Origin of the sequence: Rheinheimera hassiensis, assembly GCF_022436675.1 — a bacterium.
GTDB lineage: Bacteria > Pseudomonadota > Gammaproteobacteria > Enterobacterales > Alteromonadaceae > Alishewanella > Alishewanella hassiensis.
Genome location: NZ_JAKUJZ010000005.1, coordinates 261,785 through 279,263, shown reverse-complemented (window position 1 = coordinate 279,263; position 17,479 = coordinate 261,785). Strand labels below are relative to the sequence as shown.

Below are 17,479 nucleotides of genomic sequence, written 5' to 3'. Positions count from 1 at the left end.
TGTTGGATTTGATCTTGCATGTAACTGGCATTACACTTTACGCAGTTTGCTTTATGGAATGTAGCTATGGAACCTGTTAATGACAAGGAAATGAAGGCAACGCAGTCTGGTCGCAGAAAGTTTTTAATGCGCGCAGGCTTGGGTAGTTTGCCGGTGTTGCTGACACTAAAAAGTAAATCCGCCTGGGGTACCAGCACGCTTAACTGTTCGTTAAGTGAAAATGCATCACAGATGCAGTCGGTGCAGCCCGATAAGTTTGAACAGTGCAGTAAGAGTTTTGACTCCCACGGTAGTGCCAAACTGTATTTTCAGACTAAAAAGCCTGGTATTGGCGGCGGTAAAGGCGGTTACTTCTATAAATCGGGTAGTAAGTGGTATAAAAAGTGGCGCGGTATCGATATTAACCAAAACACTAAGTTTAATACCATTTTTCAGTATGGCTACAGTGGCACGCTGCGCGAAGCAGTTAACCTTGGTGGCAGCAATGCGCTGATCCGTAATATTGCCGCAATTTTCCTGCATGCGTTGTACTATCAGTTAGAAGGTGTCAGCACCAGTGTTCCTACGCCTGACGAAATAGTAAATGCCTATCAGGGCGCTGTTACTCAGGAGCAGAAAGATCAACTATCGACTTTACTGGTTTACTATATAGACGGTTACATGGGGTAACCTGATGGACGTAACCCTGAGTTATGCTGCCTGGCTATCTCAGCAAGCTACAGATGACAACACATTGACGGCATTATTTGACGATGCTAGCAGTGTGTTGTTTTCAAAACAAGACCACGAAACGCATCTGGTTGGCACTGCAACTGAGGCAAAAGAGCCTGACGTTGACTGATTTTGCTATTCATACCGCACCTTTTTCTGTACTTGTTGCCAATCACAGTAACAAGCTTACTGCTGCGCTTGCTGAGTTATATCCGGCAGAACTAATAACACGCCCGAATCCACAACTTATCTACGATTTTTGTCTGCAAGTTCAGCGTAAATGGGCGGGTTGGGGGCGGCCGTTTCACGTGTCATCCGGAGATCAGCATTTCAGAATGACGGACTCTGCTCAGCTGGTACCGGTTTTTGAGTGGGGCGTTAACTGGTGTGTGGCTTCTTATCAGCACCAGTTTCTGGCCATTCATGCAGCAGTGCTTGAGCGTGATGGCAAAGCACTCATTATGCCTGCACCACCAGGCTCGGGCAAAAGCACCTTGTGTGCGGTATTAATGCAGGAAGGCTGGCGTTTATTGTCAGACGAAATGTGTCTGGTCGATTTAGTCAGCGGCGCAATCGTGCCTTATGTCCGGCCGGTTAGCCTTAAAAATCAATCACTAACGTTATTACAAAGCTGGTATCCGCAGGCGCAGATCCGGCAGATTACCGCTGGCACGACCAAAGGCACTGTTGGCTATATGTTGCCATCAAAACACAGTTGGGCCGGTATGCAACAAACGGCAACGGCAGCCTGGGTTATTTTCCCGCAGTATAATGCCGCGCAGCAACAACTTACGCTGTCGAAGGTGAGCCAGGCGGATGCATTTATGCATTTGGCCAATAATTCATTTAATTACGCGGTATTGGCAGAGCAGGGCTTTATCAGCCTGAGTAGACTGACTGAACAAATTGATGCGTATCGGCTGGAATATGCCTGCATTGAACAAGCCTTAAGCGAGTTAAATAAGTTATGTTAAGTTCGCAATTGCTGGCTTTTTTTGCCTCTCCGGCCGAATTTGTGCAGCAGGCTACGCCGCAGCAATGGACCACATTTTTACAGCAAGCCCGCCAACAAGGCCTTACTGCCCGGTTTTACTATGTACTGCAAACAAAGCAATTACTTGACCAAGTGCCGCTGCAGGTTAAGCTGCATGGTGAGTCGGGTGCGCGCTACGCCCAGAAGCAACAACACAGTTTATACGCTGAGTTACAGCAGTTAGAGTCGTTATTTGCTGTTGCCGATTACCCGTGCTTGTTGTTAAAAGGCGCAGCTTACAGAACACAAGCTTTAGCCGTGAGTTTTGGCCGGTTGTTTTCCGATATTGATATTCTGGTACCTGCTGCGCAACTGCGGCATGTACGTGACAGATTGTTTTTTTATGGCTTTCGCGAAGCGCAGATGACCGATTACGATCGTGATTATTATCTGAACTGGTCACATCAAAACCCGCCATTACAGCATTATCAGCGCGGCACAGTGATCGATTTACACCACCATATTTACCCGACAGCATCCGCCAGAACTATAGATATCACGCCGTTGTTTACCTACGCCGTTAATGTGCCTGGCTCAGCGTTTAAAGTGCCAGCTAGCGCGCATTTGTTTATTCATGCGGCTGTGCACCTGTTTTATCAGGAAGAAACACATAAACTCACTAAAGATGTGATTGATTTAAATGACTTACTGCTGGAAGTGCAACACCAAAAACAACTGGATTTTATGCTTGAACAAGCTGCCAGGATGTCGGTGCAATCTGCTGTGATCAATGCGTGCTGGATACTAAGCAAATTGTTTAAGAATGGCGCTGCGCAGGCTGCATTGCACAGCTTTGCGTTGCCCCGGCACCAGCCGCTGGTGTGTAATTTGTTGCTGACTATGTTACAGGGCCAGCCAGCCCGGGCCTGGTTTGCCCGCCAGCTCTGGTTTGTACGCGGCCACAGCCTGAAAATGCGTTGGCAGGTGCTGGTTTATCATAGTCTGGCTAAGCCTGCCAGCGGCATGCAGCGCTGGTTACGGCGCTGGCTACCGGGGCATAAATCTTAAACCGCTGCTGCTGTTAGCGGCTTTACCGGCCTTAGTAAAATGGTAAGCACAGCCACCAGTAGCAAAATCAGGCAATAGTAGCTTTGTGTTACTACCTGCCATGGCGATATACCAAAGCTGGCCCCCAGCAACAATGCCTGAGCACCATAAGGTACTAACCCCTGACTAATACAGGCAAAAATATCCAGCAGGCTGGCGCTGCGTTTGGCGGTTATTTGATGTTGTTGCGCCAGCGTTTTACTGATCTCGCCGGTAAGCACTATCGCCACGGTATTATTGGCGATACACAGGTTGCTGCTAAACGCTAATGCTGCGATTGCCAATTGCTGGGCTTTGTTGCCTGCCAGCTTAAGCCGGTTTGCCGCTTGCTGGATTTTACCGGCGATCCACTGTAAGCCACCTTGCTGCTTTATAAACTCGCTTAGTGCACTTACCAGCATTGCCAGCAGGAAAATTTCCTGCACGCTGGCAAAACCGCTGGCGATATCTTTACCGAGGTTAGCCATAGCGTAATCGGCAAAGAAGGCGCCTTGCAGTGCCGCCAGCACTATGCCCAGCAGCAGCACGACAAAGACATTCAGTCCCATTACGGCCAGCACCAGTATTGCCGCATAAGGTACTACGCCACTCCAGTTCACTGCGTCAATCTGTACCGGAGCTCCATCTGTGGCCAGTACGATGTACAACAGCAGTGTTATTGCAGCTGCCGGCAGAACAATTTTTATATTTTCGCGAAATTTATCTGCCATTTTTGCGCCCTGAGTACGGGTAGAGGCAATAGTGGTATCGGAAATAATCGACAGGTTGTCACCAAACATAGCACCGCTAAGCAGTACACCCGCTACTAACGCCTGATCCAACCCGGCCTGATTAGCCAAACCCACTGCAATAGGAGCCAGAGCACCTATAGTGCCCATGGAGGTACCCATTGCAGTAGATATCAGTGCTGCTATCACAAATAAACCAGGCAGTAACCAGGGCGCCGGCACTAAACTGAGGCCAGCGTTAACAGCAGCGTCAACACCGCCGGTTGCAGTGGCTACACTGGCAAAAGCGCCAGCCAGCAAATAAATAATACACATGGTAATAATATTGCTGTTACCTGCGCCTTTGATCATCACATCGATAGATTGTTGCAACGGCGCTTTATGCAGCCAGATAGCCAGGATAAGGGCCGGAATAATAGCGACATGGCCGGGTAATTGATAGAACGCATAAGCCACCTCCTGACTTTGCAGGTACAGACCAGTGCCAAGAAATAGCGCAACAAAAAACAGTAGTGGCAGCAGTGAGCGTTTAGCACCCGCTGGTACCAGCGTAGTATCGTTCATAGGTTTACCTTTTAATACGCAGACTGTGTAACAGTCTTATTGGTTGCGCAATATATAGATGGCTAGACGTCCTGTCAATTTCGGCAGGTATTTTTATCTACTGGTATAAGCTACCTGAGTTGATTATGCTGGCAACTTATTTATTACTATCTCTTTTTCCGATGGAGTGGATATGTCGCAAAACCGCTTAATCAGCAGCAAACGCTTTTTGCCATTTTTTCTCACTCAGGCCAGTGGCGCATTTAATGATAATGTGTTTAAAAATGCGTTGATGTTAATGCTGGCCTTTACTGCCGCCAATGCGTTGCCATGGGATACCGATTTAACCATGAATCTGGCTGCAGGGTTATTTATTCTGCCATTTCTGTTGTTTTCTGCCACTGCCGGTACTTTGGCTGATGCCGTGTGCAAAACTAAACTGATTCGTGCGTTAAAGTTGCTGGAAATCGGCCTGATGTTGCTGGCTGCCATAGCATTTTATTTTCAACAATATTTGATGTTGCTGGGGCTGCTGTTTCTAATGGGTAGTCAATCAGCATTTTTTGGCCCGGTAAAATACGCTATTTTGCCGCAGTTACTTAGTGAGAAGGAGTTATTAGCCGGCAACGCCTGGGTAGAAATGGGCACTTTTGTTGCTATTTTGCTGGGCACCATCACCGGTGGCTTGTTGGTGGGGTTTGCCGATGCGCCGCTGTGGGTTGCACTGGTTGTTGTGGTATTTTCTGTACTGGGTTATCTGGTAAGCCGATACATTCCTGCTGTGGGTGAGGTGCATAAAGCTGAAAAATTTCGCTTTGCTCCCTGGCAGCAAACCAAGGCCACTATCAGTATCAGTTATCAGAACCGTACTTTATATCTTTCTATTATGGCGATTAGTTGGTTCTGGTTTTTAGGCGCCAGCTATTTAACGCAGTTTCCCAATTTTACCAAAACGGTGCTCGGTGGTGATAACACTGTCGTCACAGCTTTGCTGGTGGCGTTCTCAGTTGGTGTGGGGATAGGGTCAATGCTGTGCGAACGTTTATCCGGTGACAGGGTAGAGCTTGGCATAGTGCCTATTGGTTCTATCGGTTTAACCGTGTTTGGTATCAGTTTATTTTTTAGCAGCCCGGCCCAGTTACCCGCTGAGCTGCTGAGCCTGTCGCAGTTTCTGGCTACGGCCTTTGGTTGGTGGGTGTTGATAGACTTAACATTAATAGGTGTATTTGGTGGTTTGTTTATTGTGCCGCTGTATGCACTGTTGCAGCAGCGCGCCGAGCCACAACAACGGGCGCGGGTGATAGCCGCTAACAATATCTTTAATGCGCTGTTTATGGTTGTCAGCGCCATTGCCGGTATCGTATTTTTAACTGTGCTGGAGTTAGCTATCCCGGAGTATTTTTTAGTTCTGGCTATTATGAACGCGGTGGTAGCGCTGTATGTGTACAGCACGGTACCGGAGTTTGTGCTGCGTTTTGTTATTTATCTGCTTAGCCACACCATGTACCGGGTCAGAAGTCGCGGGCTGGAACATATTCCGGCCGAAGGTGCAGCTGTTCTGGTAGCTAACCATGTCAGCTATGTTGATGCCTTGCTGATTGGCGGTGCAGTGCGCCGGCCGGTGCGCTTTGTAATGGAAAAAGGCATTTATGATTTGCCGGTGGCCAACTGGCTGTTTAAAGCCGCCCGCACTATTCCTATTTGCTCAAAGCAGAAAAATGAGGCGGTATACGAAGCTGCTTTTGCTGCAATAAAACGTGAGCTGGAGCAGGGCAATCTGGTATGCATTTTCCCGGAAGGCCGTTTAACCAAAAGCGGTGATATCGACAACTTCCGCCCTGGCATCGAGCGGATTTTAGCTGAAACGCCGGTACCTGTGGTGCCAATGGCGTTGCAGGGCTTATGGGGATCGTTTTTCAGCCATCATGGCAATGGCGCTTTTAAGTTTAAAGGCCGCTTCTGGTCTAAAATTATGCTGACAGCCAGCGCCCCTGTACCTGCAGAGCAAGCTAGTGCAACTGAGCTGCAGCGGCAGGTACAGCTGTTACGCGGCGATTTAGCTTAAAAGGCGGCAACTTAACTGAAACATAGTAACGTTTGGCGCAACGGGCGCCGCCAGCCTTGAACTCAAGGCTGGCGGACCGCATAACTGCTGTCTAGCGTTGGCGAATGCCAAAGACCCGGAGGCAAAATGTTTAATTTTTCATTTGAAAACCCTACCCGTATTGTATTTGGTAAAGATCAGCTGGCACAGTTAGCCAAACTTATTCCACCGGGCAGTAAAGTACTGCTGACCTATGGCGGCGGCTCTATTAAAAAGAACGGTGTTTACGACCAGGTGGTTGAAGCGTTGGAAGGGTTTGACTGGCAGGAGTTCAGTGGCATAGAGCCTAACCCAAGCTTTGAAACTCTGATGCGTGCTGCTGACGTAGTGCGCCGTGAGAAAATTGATTTTTTGCTACCGGTCGGTGGCGGCAGTGTAATTGATGGTACCAAGTTTATTGCCGCTGCCGCAGTCTTTGCTGGCGATGCCTGGGATATCCTGGCTAAGGGCGCTAAGGTAACCGCTGCTATACCATTGGGCTGCGTGCTCACCTTACCCGCTACAGGCACTGAAAGTAATGGCAACTCAGTTGTTACCCGTTATGAAACGCAGCAGAAACTATCGTTCTCCAGTGCGCTGGTTTATCCGCAGTTTGCTATTTTAGACCCCACTGTCACCTATAGCCTGCCGCCAAAACAAGTGGCCAATGGCGTGGTGGATGCCTTCGTGCATGTAATGGAGCAGTATATGACCTATCCGGTCAATGCGCCGGTGCAGGACCGCTTTGCTGAGGGCTTACTGCAAACCCTGATAGAAGAAGGCCCCAAAGCGCTGAGCCAGCCGGACAACTATGATGTACGTGCCAATGTAATGTGGGCGGCAACTATGGCACTAAACGGCCTTATTGGCCAGGGCGTACCACAGGATTGGGCCACCCATATGATTGGCCACGAGATCACTGCGCTGTATGGCCTGGATCATGCGCAAACACTGGCAATAGTATTGCCGTCGCTGTTGCAACAACAACGCGGACAAAAGCGCGACAAGTTGCTGCAATATGGCCGCCGTGTTTGGCAATTACAGCATCAGGATGAAGAGCGCTTAATTGACGATGCAATTAATCACACACGCGCCTTTTTCGAGCAAATGGGTGTGCCGACCCGGTTAGCCGATTATGGTATTAAAGCCGATGCAGTCGATAAGCTGGTAGCAGCGCTGCAAGCTAACGGTATGGTAAAGCTGGGTGAGCACGGTGATATTACCCCGGACGTGTCGCGGCAGATCCTACAACGGGCGGTTTAGATTCAGGTATGGAGCCGGACAGCAAAGGTCGTAACATCTGCTGGGCTCGCCACAGCAACTCGCTACCGCTGGCGCGTTCGCTCAGACACTCTGTGTCGCCCCATCAGTTGCCACGACCTTTAACTGTAACGTCGGGCGTCGTAGTAAAAAATAGCCATCTTAATGGCTATTTTACTTCCCCCTGCTGGCGGCTTTTGCTCTAATAGCCGCCATTATTACTTTTACACAGAGCCAGATTATGCCATCTATCGGGATCTTTGGTGCTAACGGCCGTATGGGCCGGGCGTTAATCACCGTTGCTAAAGAGCAACAGCTAAATCTTACGGCTGCCACAGTACGCAGCGGATCAGATCTTATCGGTGTCGATGCTGGCGAGCTGGCTGGTGTGGGTAAGCTTGGCTTGCTACTTAGCGCAACCGGTACTGATAGTATTAAAAACGCCGATATCTGGGTCGACTTTACGATGCCCGAGGCGATGCTGGCGCATCTACAACTGGCGGTAGCAGCAAAAAAAGCCATGGTAATAGGTGTTACCGGTTTAACCGATGCGCAATACCAGCAGGTGCAGCAGGCCGGCGAGCATATTCCAATTGTCTGGGCGCCGAATATGAGCGTTGGCGTAAATCTGCTGCTGCATCTGGTACAAACCGCTGCCAAAGTGATGGGGCAAACGGCCGATATTGAAATTATTGAAGCGCATCACCGCTTTAAAAAAGATGCGCCGTCGGGCACGGCTATGGCTATCGGCGCCAGCATTGCCAAAGCGCTGGATCGCGATTTAGCTAAGGTTGCAGTATATGGCCGTGAGGGTATTACCGGCGAGCGGCAGCAGCAAACTATAGGCTTCGCCACCGTGCGTGGCGGCGACATTATTGGCGACCATACCGCCTTATTCGCTGATTTAGGCGAAAGGCTGGAAATAAGCCACAAAGCCTCCAGCCGTAACACCTTTGCCCAAGGCGCGCTGCGCGCTGCTCTGTGGTTGCAAAATAAACAGAGCGGACTTTATTCTATGCAACAAGTGTTAGGTTTAGCTGATTTAAGCTAGATTTTTGCGCTATTAAGGTTAAAAACAGGCTAAAGTTGTCATTTGTAATAAAAATCAAAAAAAGCATAGCTTATCCAGCGCTGATCGCCTAAAATAGTCAGGTTTGCCTAAGGCAAATCGGGTATCACATTTTGGGTCAAAACGGGTTGTAAAACAGTGTCAGGTTTTCGCCCGTTTTTTGCTGTTTGGAGGTTATCTTGACTAAGTCCGCCCTGCTCGTACTGGAAGACGGCACCGTATTTCGCGGTACAGCCATTGGCGCTGAAGGAGTTTCTGTAGGTGAAGTGGTGTTTAACACTTCCATGACCGGGTATCAGGAAATATTAACTGATCCCTCATACGCAGAACAAATCGTTACTCTCACTTATCCACACATTGGCAATACCGGTACTAACTCTGAGGATGAAGAATCCGGACAAATTTGGGCCAGGGGCCTGATAATCCGTGACCTTCCGCTTCTTGCCAGTAATTTCCGTAACCAACTCTCTCTTAGTCAGTATTTAACACAACACAATATTCTCGGCATCGCCGATATCGATACCCGCAAGTTAACCCGTATTTTACGCGAGAAAGGCGCCCAGAATGGCTGCTTAATGGCAGGCGATAATCTGGATGAAACCAAAGCACTCGAGTTGGCTAAAGGCTTCCCTGGCTTGTCAGGTATGGATTTAGCCAAAGAAGTTAGCGTTAAAAAAGCTTATCAGTGGACTGAAGGTAGCTGGCAGTTGGGCGAAGGCCATCGCGCGGCAGCGCCACAACAGTTTCATGTGGTAGCCTATGACTTTGGTGTAAAGCGCAATATTCTGCGCATGCTGGCAGATCGTGGCTGTAAGCTGACGGTAGTACCGGCACAAACGCCGGCCAGTGACGTACTGGCAATGAATCCGGACGGGATTTTCTTATCCAATGGCCCGGGCGACCCGGCTCCTTGTACCTATGCCATTGAAGCGATTAAAGCCTTCCTTGAAACCGACATTCCGGTGTTTGGTATCTGTTTAGGCCATCAGTTGCTGGCTCTGGCCAGTGGCGCGCAAACGGTGAAGATGACCGTTGGTCATCATGGTGGTAACCACCCGGTGCAAAATCTGGATACAAAACGGGTACTTATTACGGCGCAAAACCACGGTTTCGCTGTCGATGAAGTCAGTTTACCGCCGAATTTACGCGCCACCCATAAATCGTTGTTTGACGGCACCTTACAGGGCATCCATCGTACCGACAAACCGGCGTTCAGCTTTCAGGGCCACCCTGAAGCCAGCCCTGGTCCGCACGAAGCCTCTGAGCTGTTCGACCATTTTATTGCGCTGATGCAACAGCATAACGCCTAGGCAGACACGAATTACGGAGATTTTGCAGCAATGCCAAAACGTACAGATTTAAAAAGCATTCTGATTTTAGGCGCCGGCCCAATCGTGATTGGCCAGGCCTGTGAATTTGACTATTCAGGCGCTCAGGCCTGTAAAGCATTAAAAGAAGAAGGCTACCGCGTTATTCTGGTGAACTCGAACCCGGCCACCATTATGACCGACCCGGAAATGGCCGATGCCACCTACATTGAGCCAATTCACTGGCAGGTAGTGGAAAAAATTATTGAAAAAGAGCGCCCTTGCGCCGTTCTGCCTACCATGGGCGGCCAGACTGCACTGAACTGTGCACTGGAATTAGAACGTCAGGGTGTGCTGGCTAAATATAATGTTGAGATGATTGGCGCTACTGCCGATGCCATTGATAAGGCGGAAGATCGTGGTCGCTTTGACAAGGCCATGCGCTCTATCGGCCTGGCTTGCCCACGTGCCGGTTTTGCGCATTCTATGGATGAAGCTTACCAGGTACTGGAAGATATTGGCTTTCCGTGCATTATCCGGCCGTCGTTCACTATGGGCGGCTCAGGTGGTGGTATTGCTTACAACCGCGAAGAGTTTGAAGAAATTTGTACCCGCGGCCTGGACTTATCACCTACCAAAGAGTTGCTGATTGACGAGTCGTTAATCGGCTGGAAAGAATACGAAATGGAAGTGGTACGCGATAAAAACGATAACTGCATTATTGTTTGTGCCATTGAAAACTTCGACCCTATGGGTGTGCACACCGGTGACTCTATCACTGTAGCTCCGGCGCAAACCCTGACCGACAAAGAATACCAAATCATGCGCAATGCCTCGTTGGCAGTGCTGCGTGAAATTGGCGTTGAAACCGGTGGTTCAAACGTACAGTTTGGTATTAACCCGGTAGATGGCCGCATGGTTATTATTGAGATGAACCCGCGCGTGTCGCGCTCATCTGCACTGGCTTCTAAAGCGACCGGCTTCCCTATTGCCAAAGTGGCGGCCAAACTGGCCATTGGTTATACACTGGACGAGCTGGCAAACGATATTACCGGCGGTAAAACCCCGGCGTCGTTTGAGCCGAGTATCGACTACGTGGTTACCAAGGTACCACGTTTTAACTTTGAAAAATTTGCCGGTGCGAATGACCGCCTTACTACCCAGATGAAGTCAGTCGGGGAGGTAATGTCCATTGGCCGCAACCAGCAGGAATCGTTGCAAAAAGCACTGCGCAGTCTTGAAATTGGCGTTTGCGGTTTAGACCCTGTTATCGATATAACGCTGCCAGAAGCCAAAGATAAAATTGTCCGTGAATTAAAAGAGCCTGGCTCGCACCGCATTTGGTATATCGCCGATGCGTTCCGTTTTGGCATGAGCATGGATGACATTTTCACCTTAACCAATATCGACCGCTGGTTCCTGGTGCAAATTGAAGATTTAGTAAAAGAAGAGCTGGCATTGGGTAAAGATGGCTTTGCTGCGCTGGACGAAGCCCGGTTAAAACGCTTAAAACGCAAAGGCTTTGCCGATAAGCGTATTGCCGACGTGTTAGGTGTCAGCGAAAACGAAGTACGCAAAAAGCGTTACGGTTATAAGTTGCACCCGGTGTACAAGCGGGTAGATACCTGTGCGGCAGAATTTGCCTCTAACACCGCTTATATGTACAGCACTTATGATGAAGAGTGTGAAGCTGCGCCAACCAACCGCGATAAAATTATGATTATCGGCGGCGGGCCGAACCGTATCGGCCAGGGTATCGAGTTCGACTACTGCTGTGTGCATGCCTCACTGGCACTGCGCGAAGACGGCTTTGAAACCATCATGGTTAACTGTAACCCGGAAACGGTGTCTACCGATTACGACACTTCAGACCGGTTATACTTCGAACCCATAACGCTGGAAGACGTACTGGAAATTGTGCGTAAAGAGCAGCCTAAAGGCGTGATCGTGCAGTACGGTGGTCAAACGCCACTGAAATTAGCCCGTGCACTGGAAGCCAACGGAGTGCCAATTATTGGTACGTCGCCGGATGCGATTGACCGTGCTGAAGACCGCGAACGTTTCCAGCAAGCGGTAGAGCGTTTAGGCTTAAAGCAGCCGAAAAACGCGACTGTTACCAGCATGGAAGAAGCAATTGCCAAGGCGCCGGAAATTGGTTTCCCGATGGTAGTCCGCCCATCTTACGTACTGGGTGGCCGCGCGATGGAAATCGTCTATGACGAGCAAGACCTGCGCCGTTATATGACCGATGCGGTTAGCGTATCGAATGACTCACCGGTACTGCTGGATAACTTCCTTGATGATGCGATTGAAGTCGACATCGACGCCATCTGCGATGGCAAAGAAGTGGTGATTGGCGGCATTATGGAACACATCGAGCAAGCCGGTGTGCACTCCGGTGACTCAGCCTGTTCTTTACCACCGTACAGCCTGAGCAAAGAAATCCAGGACGTGATGCGTGAGCAGGTACGTAAGCTGGCGATGGAGTTAGGTGTAGTTGGTCTGATGAACACGCAGTTTGCAGTAAAAGATAACGAAGTGTACTTAATTGAAGTTAACCCGCGTGCCGCCCGTACCGTACCCTTTGTGTCAAAAGCTACCGGTGTGGCTGTGGCAAAAGTCGGCGCCCGTTGTATGGCTGGTATATCTTTGGCTGCACAAGGTATTACCAAAGAAATTATTCCACCGTTCTTTTCGGTAAAAGAAGTGGTTATTCCGTTTAACAAATTCCCGGGTGTTGATCCTATTTTAGGCCCTGAAATGCGTTCTACCGGCGAAGTGATGGGCGTGGGTGATACCTTTGAAGAAGCTTTCGCTAAAGGCCAGCTGGGTGCCAGCACGTTAATTCCAACCGGTGGCCGCGCCTTGCTTTCCGTGCGCGACAGCGATAAAGTGCGCGTTGTTGAACTGGCAAAACGTATGGTTGAAAAAGGCTTTGAGCTGGACGCTACCGGCGGTACCGCCAAGGCATTACAGGCCGCAGGTATTACATGCCGCACGGTAAATAAGGTGTCTGAAGGCCGTCCACATATTCTGGATCGCATTAAAAACGGTGAATACAGCTATATCGTCAATACGACCGATGGTCGCCAGGCGATTGAGGATTCTAAAGTAATACGCCGTGGGGCCTTGCAGTATAAAGCCAACTACACCACGACATTAAATGCTGCCTTTGCTACGGTAAAATCAAACGCCGCCAGTGCGTTTGAAAACGTAGCCTCAGTGCAGGAACTACATAAGAGAGTTAACGGATGAGTGCAATCCCGATGACAGTGCAGGGCGCAGAACGACTGCGCGCTGAGCTGCATGAACTTAAATCAGTAAAACGGCCTGCGATTATCCAGGCCATTGCTACGGCGCGTGAGCACGGCGATTTAAAAGAAAATGCTGAATATCACGCTGCCCGTGAGCAACAGGGCTTTTGCGAAGGCCGCATTCAGGATATTGAAGCCAAGCTGTCTAATGCGCAGATCATTGATATCAGCAAATTACCCAATACCGGCAAGGTTATCTTTGGCAGTACTGTTACTATTCTGAATCTGGATAGCGACGAAGAAGTGACTTACCGTATCGTTGGTGATGATGAAGCGGACATCAAAAATAACCTGATTTCAGTTAATTCGCCGATTGCGCGTGGCTTAATCGGCAAAGTTGCGGATGATGTGGTAAATATCACTACGCCCAAAGGTGTAGTTGAGTTCGAAATTACCGCAGTGCAATATATCTGAGTTTTAGCCCAACAAAAAAAGCGCCGAACGGCGCTTTTTTTATGTTTAATAAATATTTAGCCGCGTGGCAGCTGGATTTTTTTCGCTTCACTTTGACGGAACAACACCAGGGTTTTACCTATTACCTGAACTTTATCTGCTTTGGTTTCACGGATGATGGCATCCATAATCAGTACTTTTTGCTCACGGTCTTCCGTTGGTACTTTTACTTTAATCAGTTCGTGAAAGCTTAGTGCTACTTCAATCTCGGCTACCACACCTTCGGTCAGGCCATTGCCGCCGAGTAAAATTACTGGCTTAAGATCATGGGCTTTTGCTTTTAAAAATTGTTTCTGTTTGTTGGTTAAACTCATAAAATGACTATTTCCGCAGATAACGCTTGAATTTGCGTTATTGTAGCGCCATCTAACGCATAACACTAATCAAGAGTGAAAGCATGACCAAGAAAAAACGCTCCGCCAGTTCCACCCGCTGGTTGAAAGAGCATTTCGATGATCAATTCGTACAAAAAGCACAAAAATTAGGCCTGCGTTCACGCGCAGCGTTTAAACTGGAAGAGATAAACCAGCAGGACAAACTGATAAAACCAGCGATGACTGTGGTTGATTTAGGCTCTGCGCCGGGTAGTTGGTCGCAGTTCTGTGTGGGGCTTGTCGGTGACAAAGGTACCGTGATAGCCTGCGACATTCTGCCAATGGACCCGATTAACGGTGTGAGTTTCCTGCAGGGAGACTTTCGTGATGAAGCAGTATTAGATGCATTACTGAGCCGGATAGGTGGTCAGAACGTAGATGTGGTATTGTCTGATATGGCGCCGAATATGAGTGGCAATGATACTACTGACCAGGCAAGGTCGGTTTATCTGGTAGAGCTGGCGTTGGACATGTGTCACAAAGTACTGAAGCAAAATGGCAGTTTTGTGGTCAAAGTATTTCAGGGTGATGGTTTCGAGCAATTTTTAAAAGATGTGCGCGCCGCCTTTACCACTGTAAAAATTCGTAAGCCCGATTCGTCCCGTGCGCGTTCGCGTGAGACATATATCGTGGCGACCGGCTTCAAAGTCTAGTAAAGTAGCCGGGTAATTATCTATTTATCGGTAAGAAGAGGTTATAACCTTGAGTGACATGGCAAAGAATCTGATTGTCTGGTTAGTGATCGCCGTCGTATTAATGTCGGTGTTTAACAGCTTTGGCCCCGGCGACAGTACCGACCGGCAAACCAGCTATACTCAGTTTATCAACGAGGTAAATCAGGGCCAGATCCGCGAGGTGAAAGTTGAGCGCTCTGGTGTGATTACAGGCGTAAAACGTAGCGGTGACCGCTTCGAAACAGTTATTCCGGGGGGCTATGATGAAAAGCTGCTGGATGACTTGATCAAAAATGACGTCAGAACTTTAGGTAGTAAGCCGGAAGAAAGCAGCTTGCTGGGCACTATTCTGCTGTCTTGGGGCCCGATGTTATTGCTTATCGGCGTGTGGATTTTCTTTATGCGCCAGATGCAGGGCGGCGGTGGCAAAGGTGCCATGTCGTTTGGCAAAAGCAAAGCGCGCCTGATGGGCGAAGATCAGATCAAAACCACTTTTGCCGATGTTGCAGGTTGCGACGAAGCTAAAGAAGAAGTATCTGAACTGGTTGATTACCTGCGCGACCCATCCCGTTTCCAAAAATTGGGTGGCAAAATTCCAACCGGTATTTTAATGGTAGGCCCACCAGGTACAGGTAAAACGCTGTTAGCTAAAGCGATTGCCGGTGAAGCCAAAGTGCCATTCTTTACTATTTCCGGTTCAGACTTCGTCGAAATGTTTGTCGGTGTGGGTGCATCCCGCGTGCGCGATATGTTTGAACAAGCCAAAAAAGCCGCACCTTGTATTATCTTTATCGATGAGATTGATGCGGTAGGCCGTCAGCGTGGCGCCGGTTTAGGCGGTGGCCATGATGAACGTGAGCAAACCTTAAACCAGATGCTGGTTGAAATGGACGGCTTTGACGGTAACGAGGGTATTATTGTTATTGCAGCAACTAACCGTCCTGACGTACTTGATCCTGCGCTATTACGCCCCGGCCGTTTTGACCGCCAGGTAGTGGTAGGTTTGCCGGATGTAAAAGGCCGCGAGCAAATCTTAAAAGTGCATATGCGTAAAGTGCCACTGGCTGAAGGTGTAGAGCCGTCAGTTATTGCACGCGGTACGCCGGGCTTTTCTGGTGCCGACTTAGCCAACCTGGTTAACGAAGCTGCACTGTTCGCTGCCCGTGGTAATCGCCGCGTGGTGTCAATGGACGAATTTGAAAAAGCCAAAGACAAAATCATGATGGGCGCAGAACGCCGCTCTATGGTGATGACAGAGAAAGAAAAAGAAATGACAGCCTATCACGAAGCTGGCCATGCCATTGTTGGCCGCTTGGTGCCTGATCATGATCCGGTGTATAAAGTCAGTATTATTCCACGTGGCCGGGCATTAGGTGTCACCATGTACTTACCAGAGCGTGACCGTGTATCGCACAGCAAACGTTTACTGGAGAGTATGATCAGCTCGTTGTTCGGTGGCCGTATTGCCGAAGAGGTGATCTACGGTTTTGAATATGTCACTACCGGTGCGTCGAACGATATTGAGCGGGCTACAGATTTGGCGCGTAAGATGGTTACCCAGTGGGGTTTCTCAGAGAAGCTGGGCCCGTTGCTGTATGCCGATGAAGAAGGTGAAGTGTTCCTTGGCCGCTCTGTCAGCAAAAACAAGCATATGTCGGAAGATACCGTTAAAGCCATTGATGCAGAAATTCGTGACTTTATTGACCGTAATTATGACCGTGCGAAAAAGCTGATTGAAGAAAATATGGACATCCTGCATGCAATGAAAGATGCATTGATGAAGTATGAAACCATAGACGCTAAACAGATTGATGACCTGATGGCCCGTCGCGAAGTTCGCCAGCCAGAGAACTGGGAACCTCGTGATAAGCCAGGCTCAGATGACAAGCCGGATAGCAAAGTTAGCCAGGATGATGATGCTGCCGCACCCGGTAAGCCATCAGAAGGTAATCTGCACTAAATCTGCTGCATTTAATTAAACTAAAGCCCCGGTTATGCCGGGGTTTATTTTTATTGTCAACGCCAAAATATCTGCTTCAGGAGGCATTATGTTGTTGTCCTTACCGCGTCAGCGCACGCTGGATTTAAGCCGCCCATTGGTTATGGGTATTTTAAATGTTACGCCGGACTCTTTCTCAGATGGCGGTAAACACCAGCAGTTGGATGCTGCTCTGCGTCAGGCCGGGCAGATGCTGTCAGACGGCGCAGCAATTTTAGATATTGGCGGTGAATCTACCCGCCCCGGCGCTGCTGATGTAGCAGAGCAGGACGAGTTAAACCGCGTAATACCTGTTATTGAAGCCATCCGCCAACGCTTTGATTGTGCCATCTCGGTTGACACCAGCAAAGCTGCAGTTATGTCAGCTGCGGTTCAGGCTGGTGCCGATATTATCAATGATGTCAGGGCTTTGCTGGAACCTGGTGCTTTAGAAGTCGCTATTGCAGCTGATGTGCCGGTATGCCTGATGCATATGCAGGGGGCACCGCGCAGTATGCAGCATTTACCACAATATCAGCAGGTGGTGGCAGAGGTTAAGCAGTTCTTATTAGAGCGCGCCACTGTCTGTGAACTGGCAGGCATGCCAAGGCAGCATATTATTTTGGATCCCGGTTTTGGTTTTGGCAAAAGCCTGAGCCATAACTATTTACTGTTGCAGCAACTGACACAATTTACCGATTCTGGCTATCCGGTACTGGCAGGTATGTCGCGTAAATCAATGATTGGTCAATTACTGAACATACCGGTGAATGAGCGTTTGGCAGCTAGTGTAGCCTGCGCTACTATTGCAGCATTACAAGGGGCCCGGATAATCCGGGTGCATGATGTTAAAGAAACCGTGCAGGCGGTCAGGGTCGTGACAGCAATGCAGTATGGAGCATAAA

At 49.1% G+C, this 17,479-nt stretch carries 15 protein-coding genes; 13 read left to right on the top strand and 2 right to left on the bottom strand.

The genetic code is table 11. The features are described from left to right. Positions 1 to 66 precede the first annotated feature (66 nt). The 4 genes from MJX74_RS12500 to MJX74_RS12485 are packed head-to-tail and all read left to right on the top strand — an operon-like array spanning position 67 to position 2,752. Positions 67 to 669, top strand: a complete 603-nt coding sequence (locus MJX74_RS12500; RefSeq protein ID WP_240223168.1) for a hypothetical protein — start codon at positions 67 to 69, stop codon at positions 667 to 669. Between the two features lie 4 nt (positions 670 to 673). After that, positions 674 to 841 (top strand): hypothetical protein, encoded by a 168-nt coding sequence (locus MJX74_RS12495; RefSeq protein ID WP_240223167.1) that lies wholly within the window; start codon positions 674 to 676, stop codon positions 839 to 841. Further along, positions 834 to 1,685: an HprK-related kinase A gene (locus MJX74_RS12490; protein WP_240223166.1), complete on the top strand. Its 852-nt coding sequence runs from the start codon at positions 834 to 836 to the stop codon at positions 1,683 to 1,685. Before MJX74_RS12495 ends, MJX74_RS12490 begins: the two co-directional genes overlap by 8 nt. Beyond that, entirely contained in the window at positions 1,679 to 2,752 is a 1,074-nt protein-coding gene (locus tag MJX74_RS12485) for a nucleotidyltransferase domain-containing protein (protein WP_240223165.1), read from the top strand. The genes MJX74_RS12490 and MJX74_RS12485 overlap by 7 nt, the downstream gene beginning before the upstream one ends. Here MJX74_RS12485 and MJX74_RS12480 read toward each other — a convergent pair. Next, positions 2,749 to 4,083, bottom strand: coding sequence for a Na+/H+ antiporter NhaC family protein (locus tag MJX74_RS12480; RefSeq protein WP_240223164.1), 1,335 nt, complete (start codon positions 4,081 to 4,083; stop codon positions 2,749 to 2,751). The genes MJX74_RS12485 and MJX74_RS12480 overlap by 4 nt on opposite strands. 172 nt (positions 4,084 to 4,255) lie before the next feature. Here MJX74_RS12480 and MJX74_RS12475 point away from each other — a divergent pair, with 172 nt between their 5' ends. The 6 genes from MJX74_RS12475 to greA all read left to right on the top strand — a co-directional run bounded on the left by MJX74_RS12475 (position 4,256) and on the right by greA (position 13,509). Then, on the top strand, positions 4,256 to 6,127 hold the full coding sequence (locus MJX74_RS12475; protein ID WP_240223163.1) for an MFS transporter: 1,872 nt from the start codon (positions 4,256 to 4,258) through the stop codon (positions 6,125 to 6,127). Between the two features lie 126 nt (positions 6,128 to 6,253). Next, positions 6,254 to 7,408: an iron-containing alcohol dehydrogenase gene (locus MJX74_RS12470; RefSeq protein ID WP_240223162.1), complete on the top strand. Its 1,155-nt coding sequence runs from the start codon at positions 6,254 to 6,256 to the stop codon at positions 7,406 to 7,408. Positions 7,409 to 7,646: 238 nt separating this feature from the next. After that, on the top strand, positions 7,647 to 8,456 hold the full coding sequence (dapB, locus tag MJX74_RS12465; protein WP_240223161.1) for a 4-hydroxy-tetrahydrodipicolinate reductase: 810 nt from the start codon (positions 7,647 to 7,649) through the stop codon (positions 8,454 to 8,456). A 197-nt stretch (positions 8,457 to 8,653) separates the two neighbouring features. Next, complete coding sequence (gene carA / locus MJX74_RS12460) at positions 8,654 to 9,784, top strand: glutamine-hydrolyzing carbamoyl-phosphate synthase small subunit (protein WP_240223160.1); 1,131 nt, start codon at positions 8,654 to 8,656, stop codon at positions 9,782 to 9,784. A 30-nt stretch (positions 9,785 to 9,814) separates the two neighbouring features. Further along, on the top strand, positions 9,815 to 13,036 hold the full coding sequence (gene carB / locus MJX74_RS12455; RefSeq protein ID WP_240223159.1) for a carbamoyl-phosphate synthase large subunit: 3,222 nt from the start codon (positions 9,815 to 9,817) through the stop codon (positions 13,034 to 13,036). Further along, positions 13,033 to 13,509, top strand: coding sequence for a transcription elongation factor GreA (gene greA / locus MJX74_RS12450; protein WP_240223158.1), 477 nt, complete (start codon positions 13,033 to 13,035; stop codon positions 13,507 to 13,509). The genes carB and greA overlap by 4 nt, the downstream gene beginning before the upstream one ends. Positions 13,510 to 13,565: 56 nt before the next feature. Here greA and yhbY read toward each other — a convergent pair whose 3' ends face one another. Beyond that, positions 13,566 to 13,862: a ribosome assembly RNA-binding protein YhbY gene (yhbY, locus tag MJX74_RS12445; protein WP_092794618.1), complete on the bottom strand. Its 297-nt coding sequence runs from the start codon at positions 13,860 to 13,862 to the stop codon at positions 13,566 to 13,568. Positions 13,863 to 13,945: 83 nt separating this feature from the next. Between yhbY and rlmE the strand changes: the two genes are divergently transcribed. The 3 genes from rlmE to folP all read left to right on the top strand — a co-directional run bounded on the left by rlmE (position 13,946) and on the right by folP (position 17,478). Then, positions 13,946 to 14,575 (top strand): 23S rRNA (uridine(2552)-2'-O)-methyltransferase RlmE, encoded by a 630-nt coding sequence (gene rlmE, locus MJX74_RS12440; RefSeq protein WP_068228891.1) that lies wholly within the window; start codon positions 13,946 to 13,948, stop codon positions 14,573 to 14,575. A gap of 49 nt (positions 14,576 to 14,624) precedes the next feature. Next, on the top strand, positions 14,625 to 16,556 hold the full coding sequence (gene ftsH / locus MJX74_RS12435) for an ATP-dependent zinc metalloprotease FtsH (RefSeq protein ID WP_275692770.1): 1,932 nt from the start codon (positions 14,625 to 14,627) through the stop codon (positions 16,554 to 16,556). Between the two features lie 88 nt (positions 16,557 to 16,644). Next, the gene (gene folP / locus MJX74_RS12430; protein WP_240223156.1) at positions 16,645 to 17,478 is read left to right on the top strand and encodes a dihydropteroate synthase; all 834 of its coding nucleotides are present in this window, start codon (positions 16,645 to 16,647) and stop codon (positions 17,476 to 17,478) included. Position 17,479: the final 1 nt, after the last annotated feature.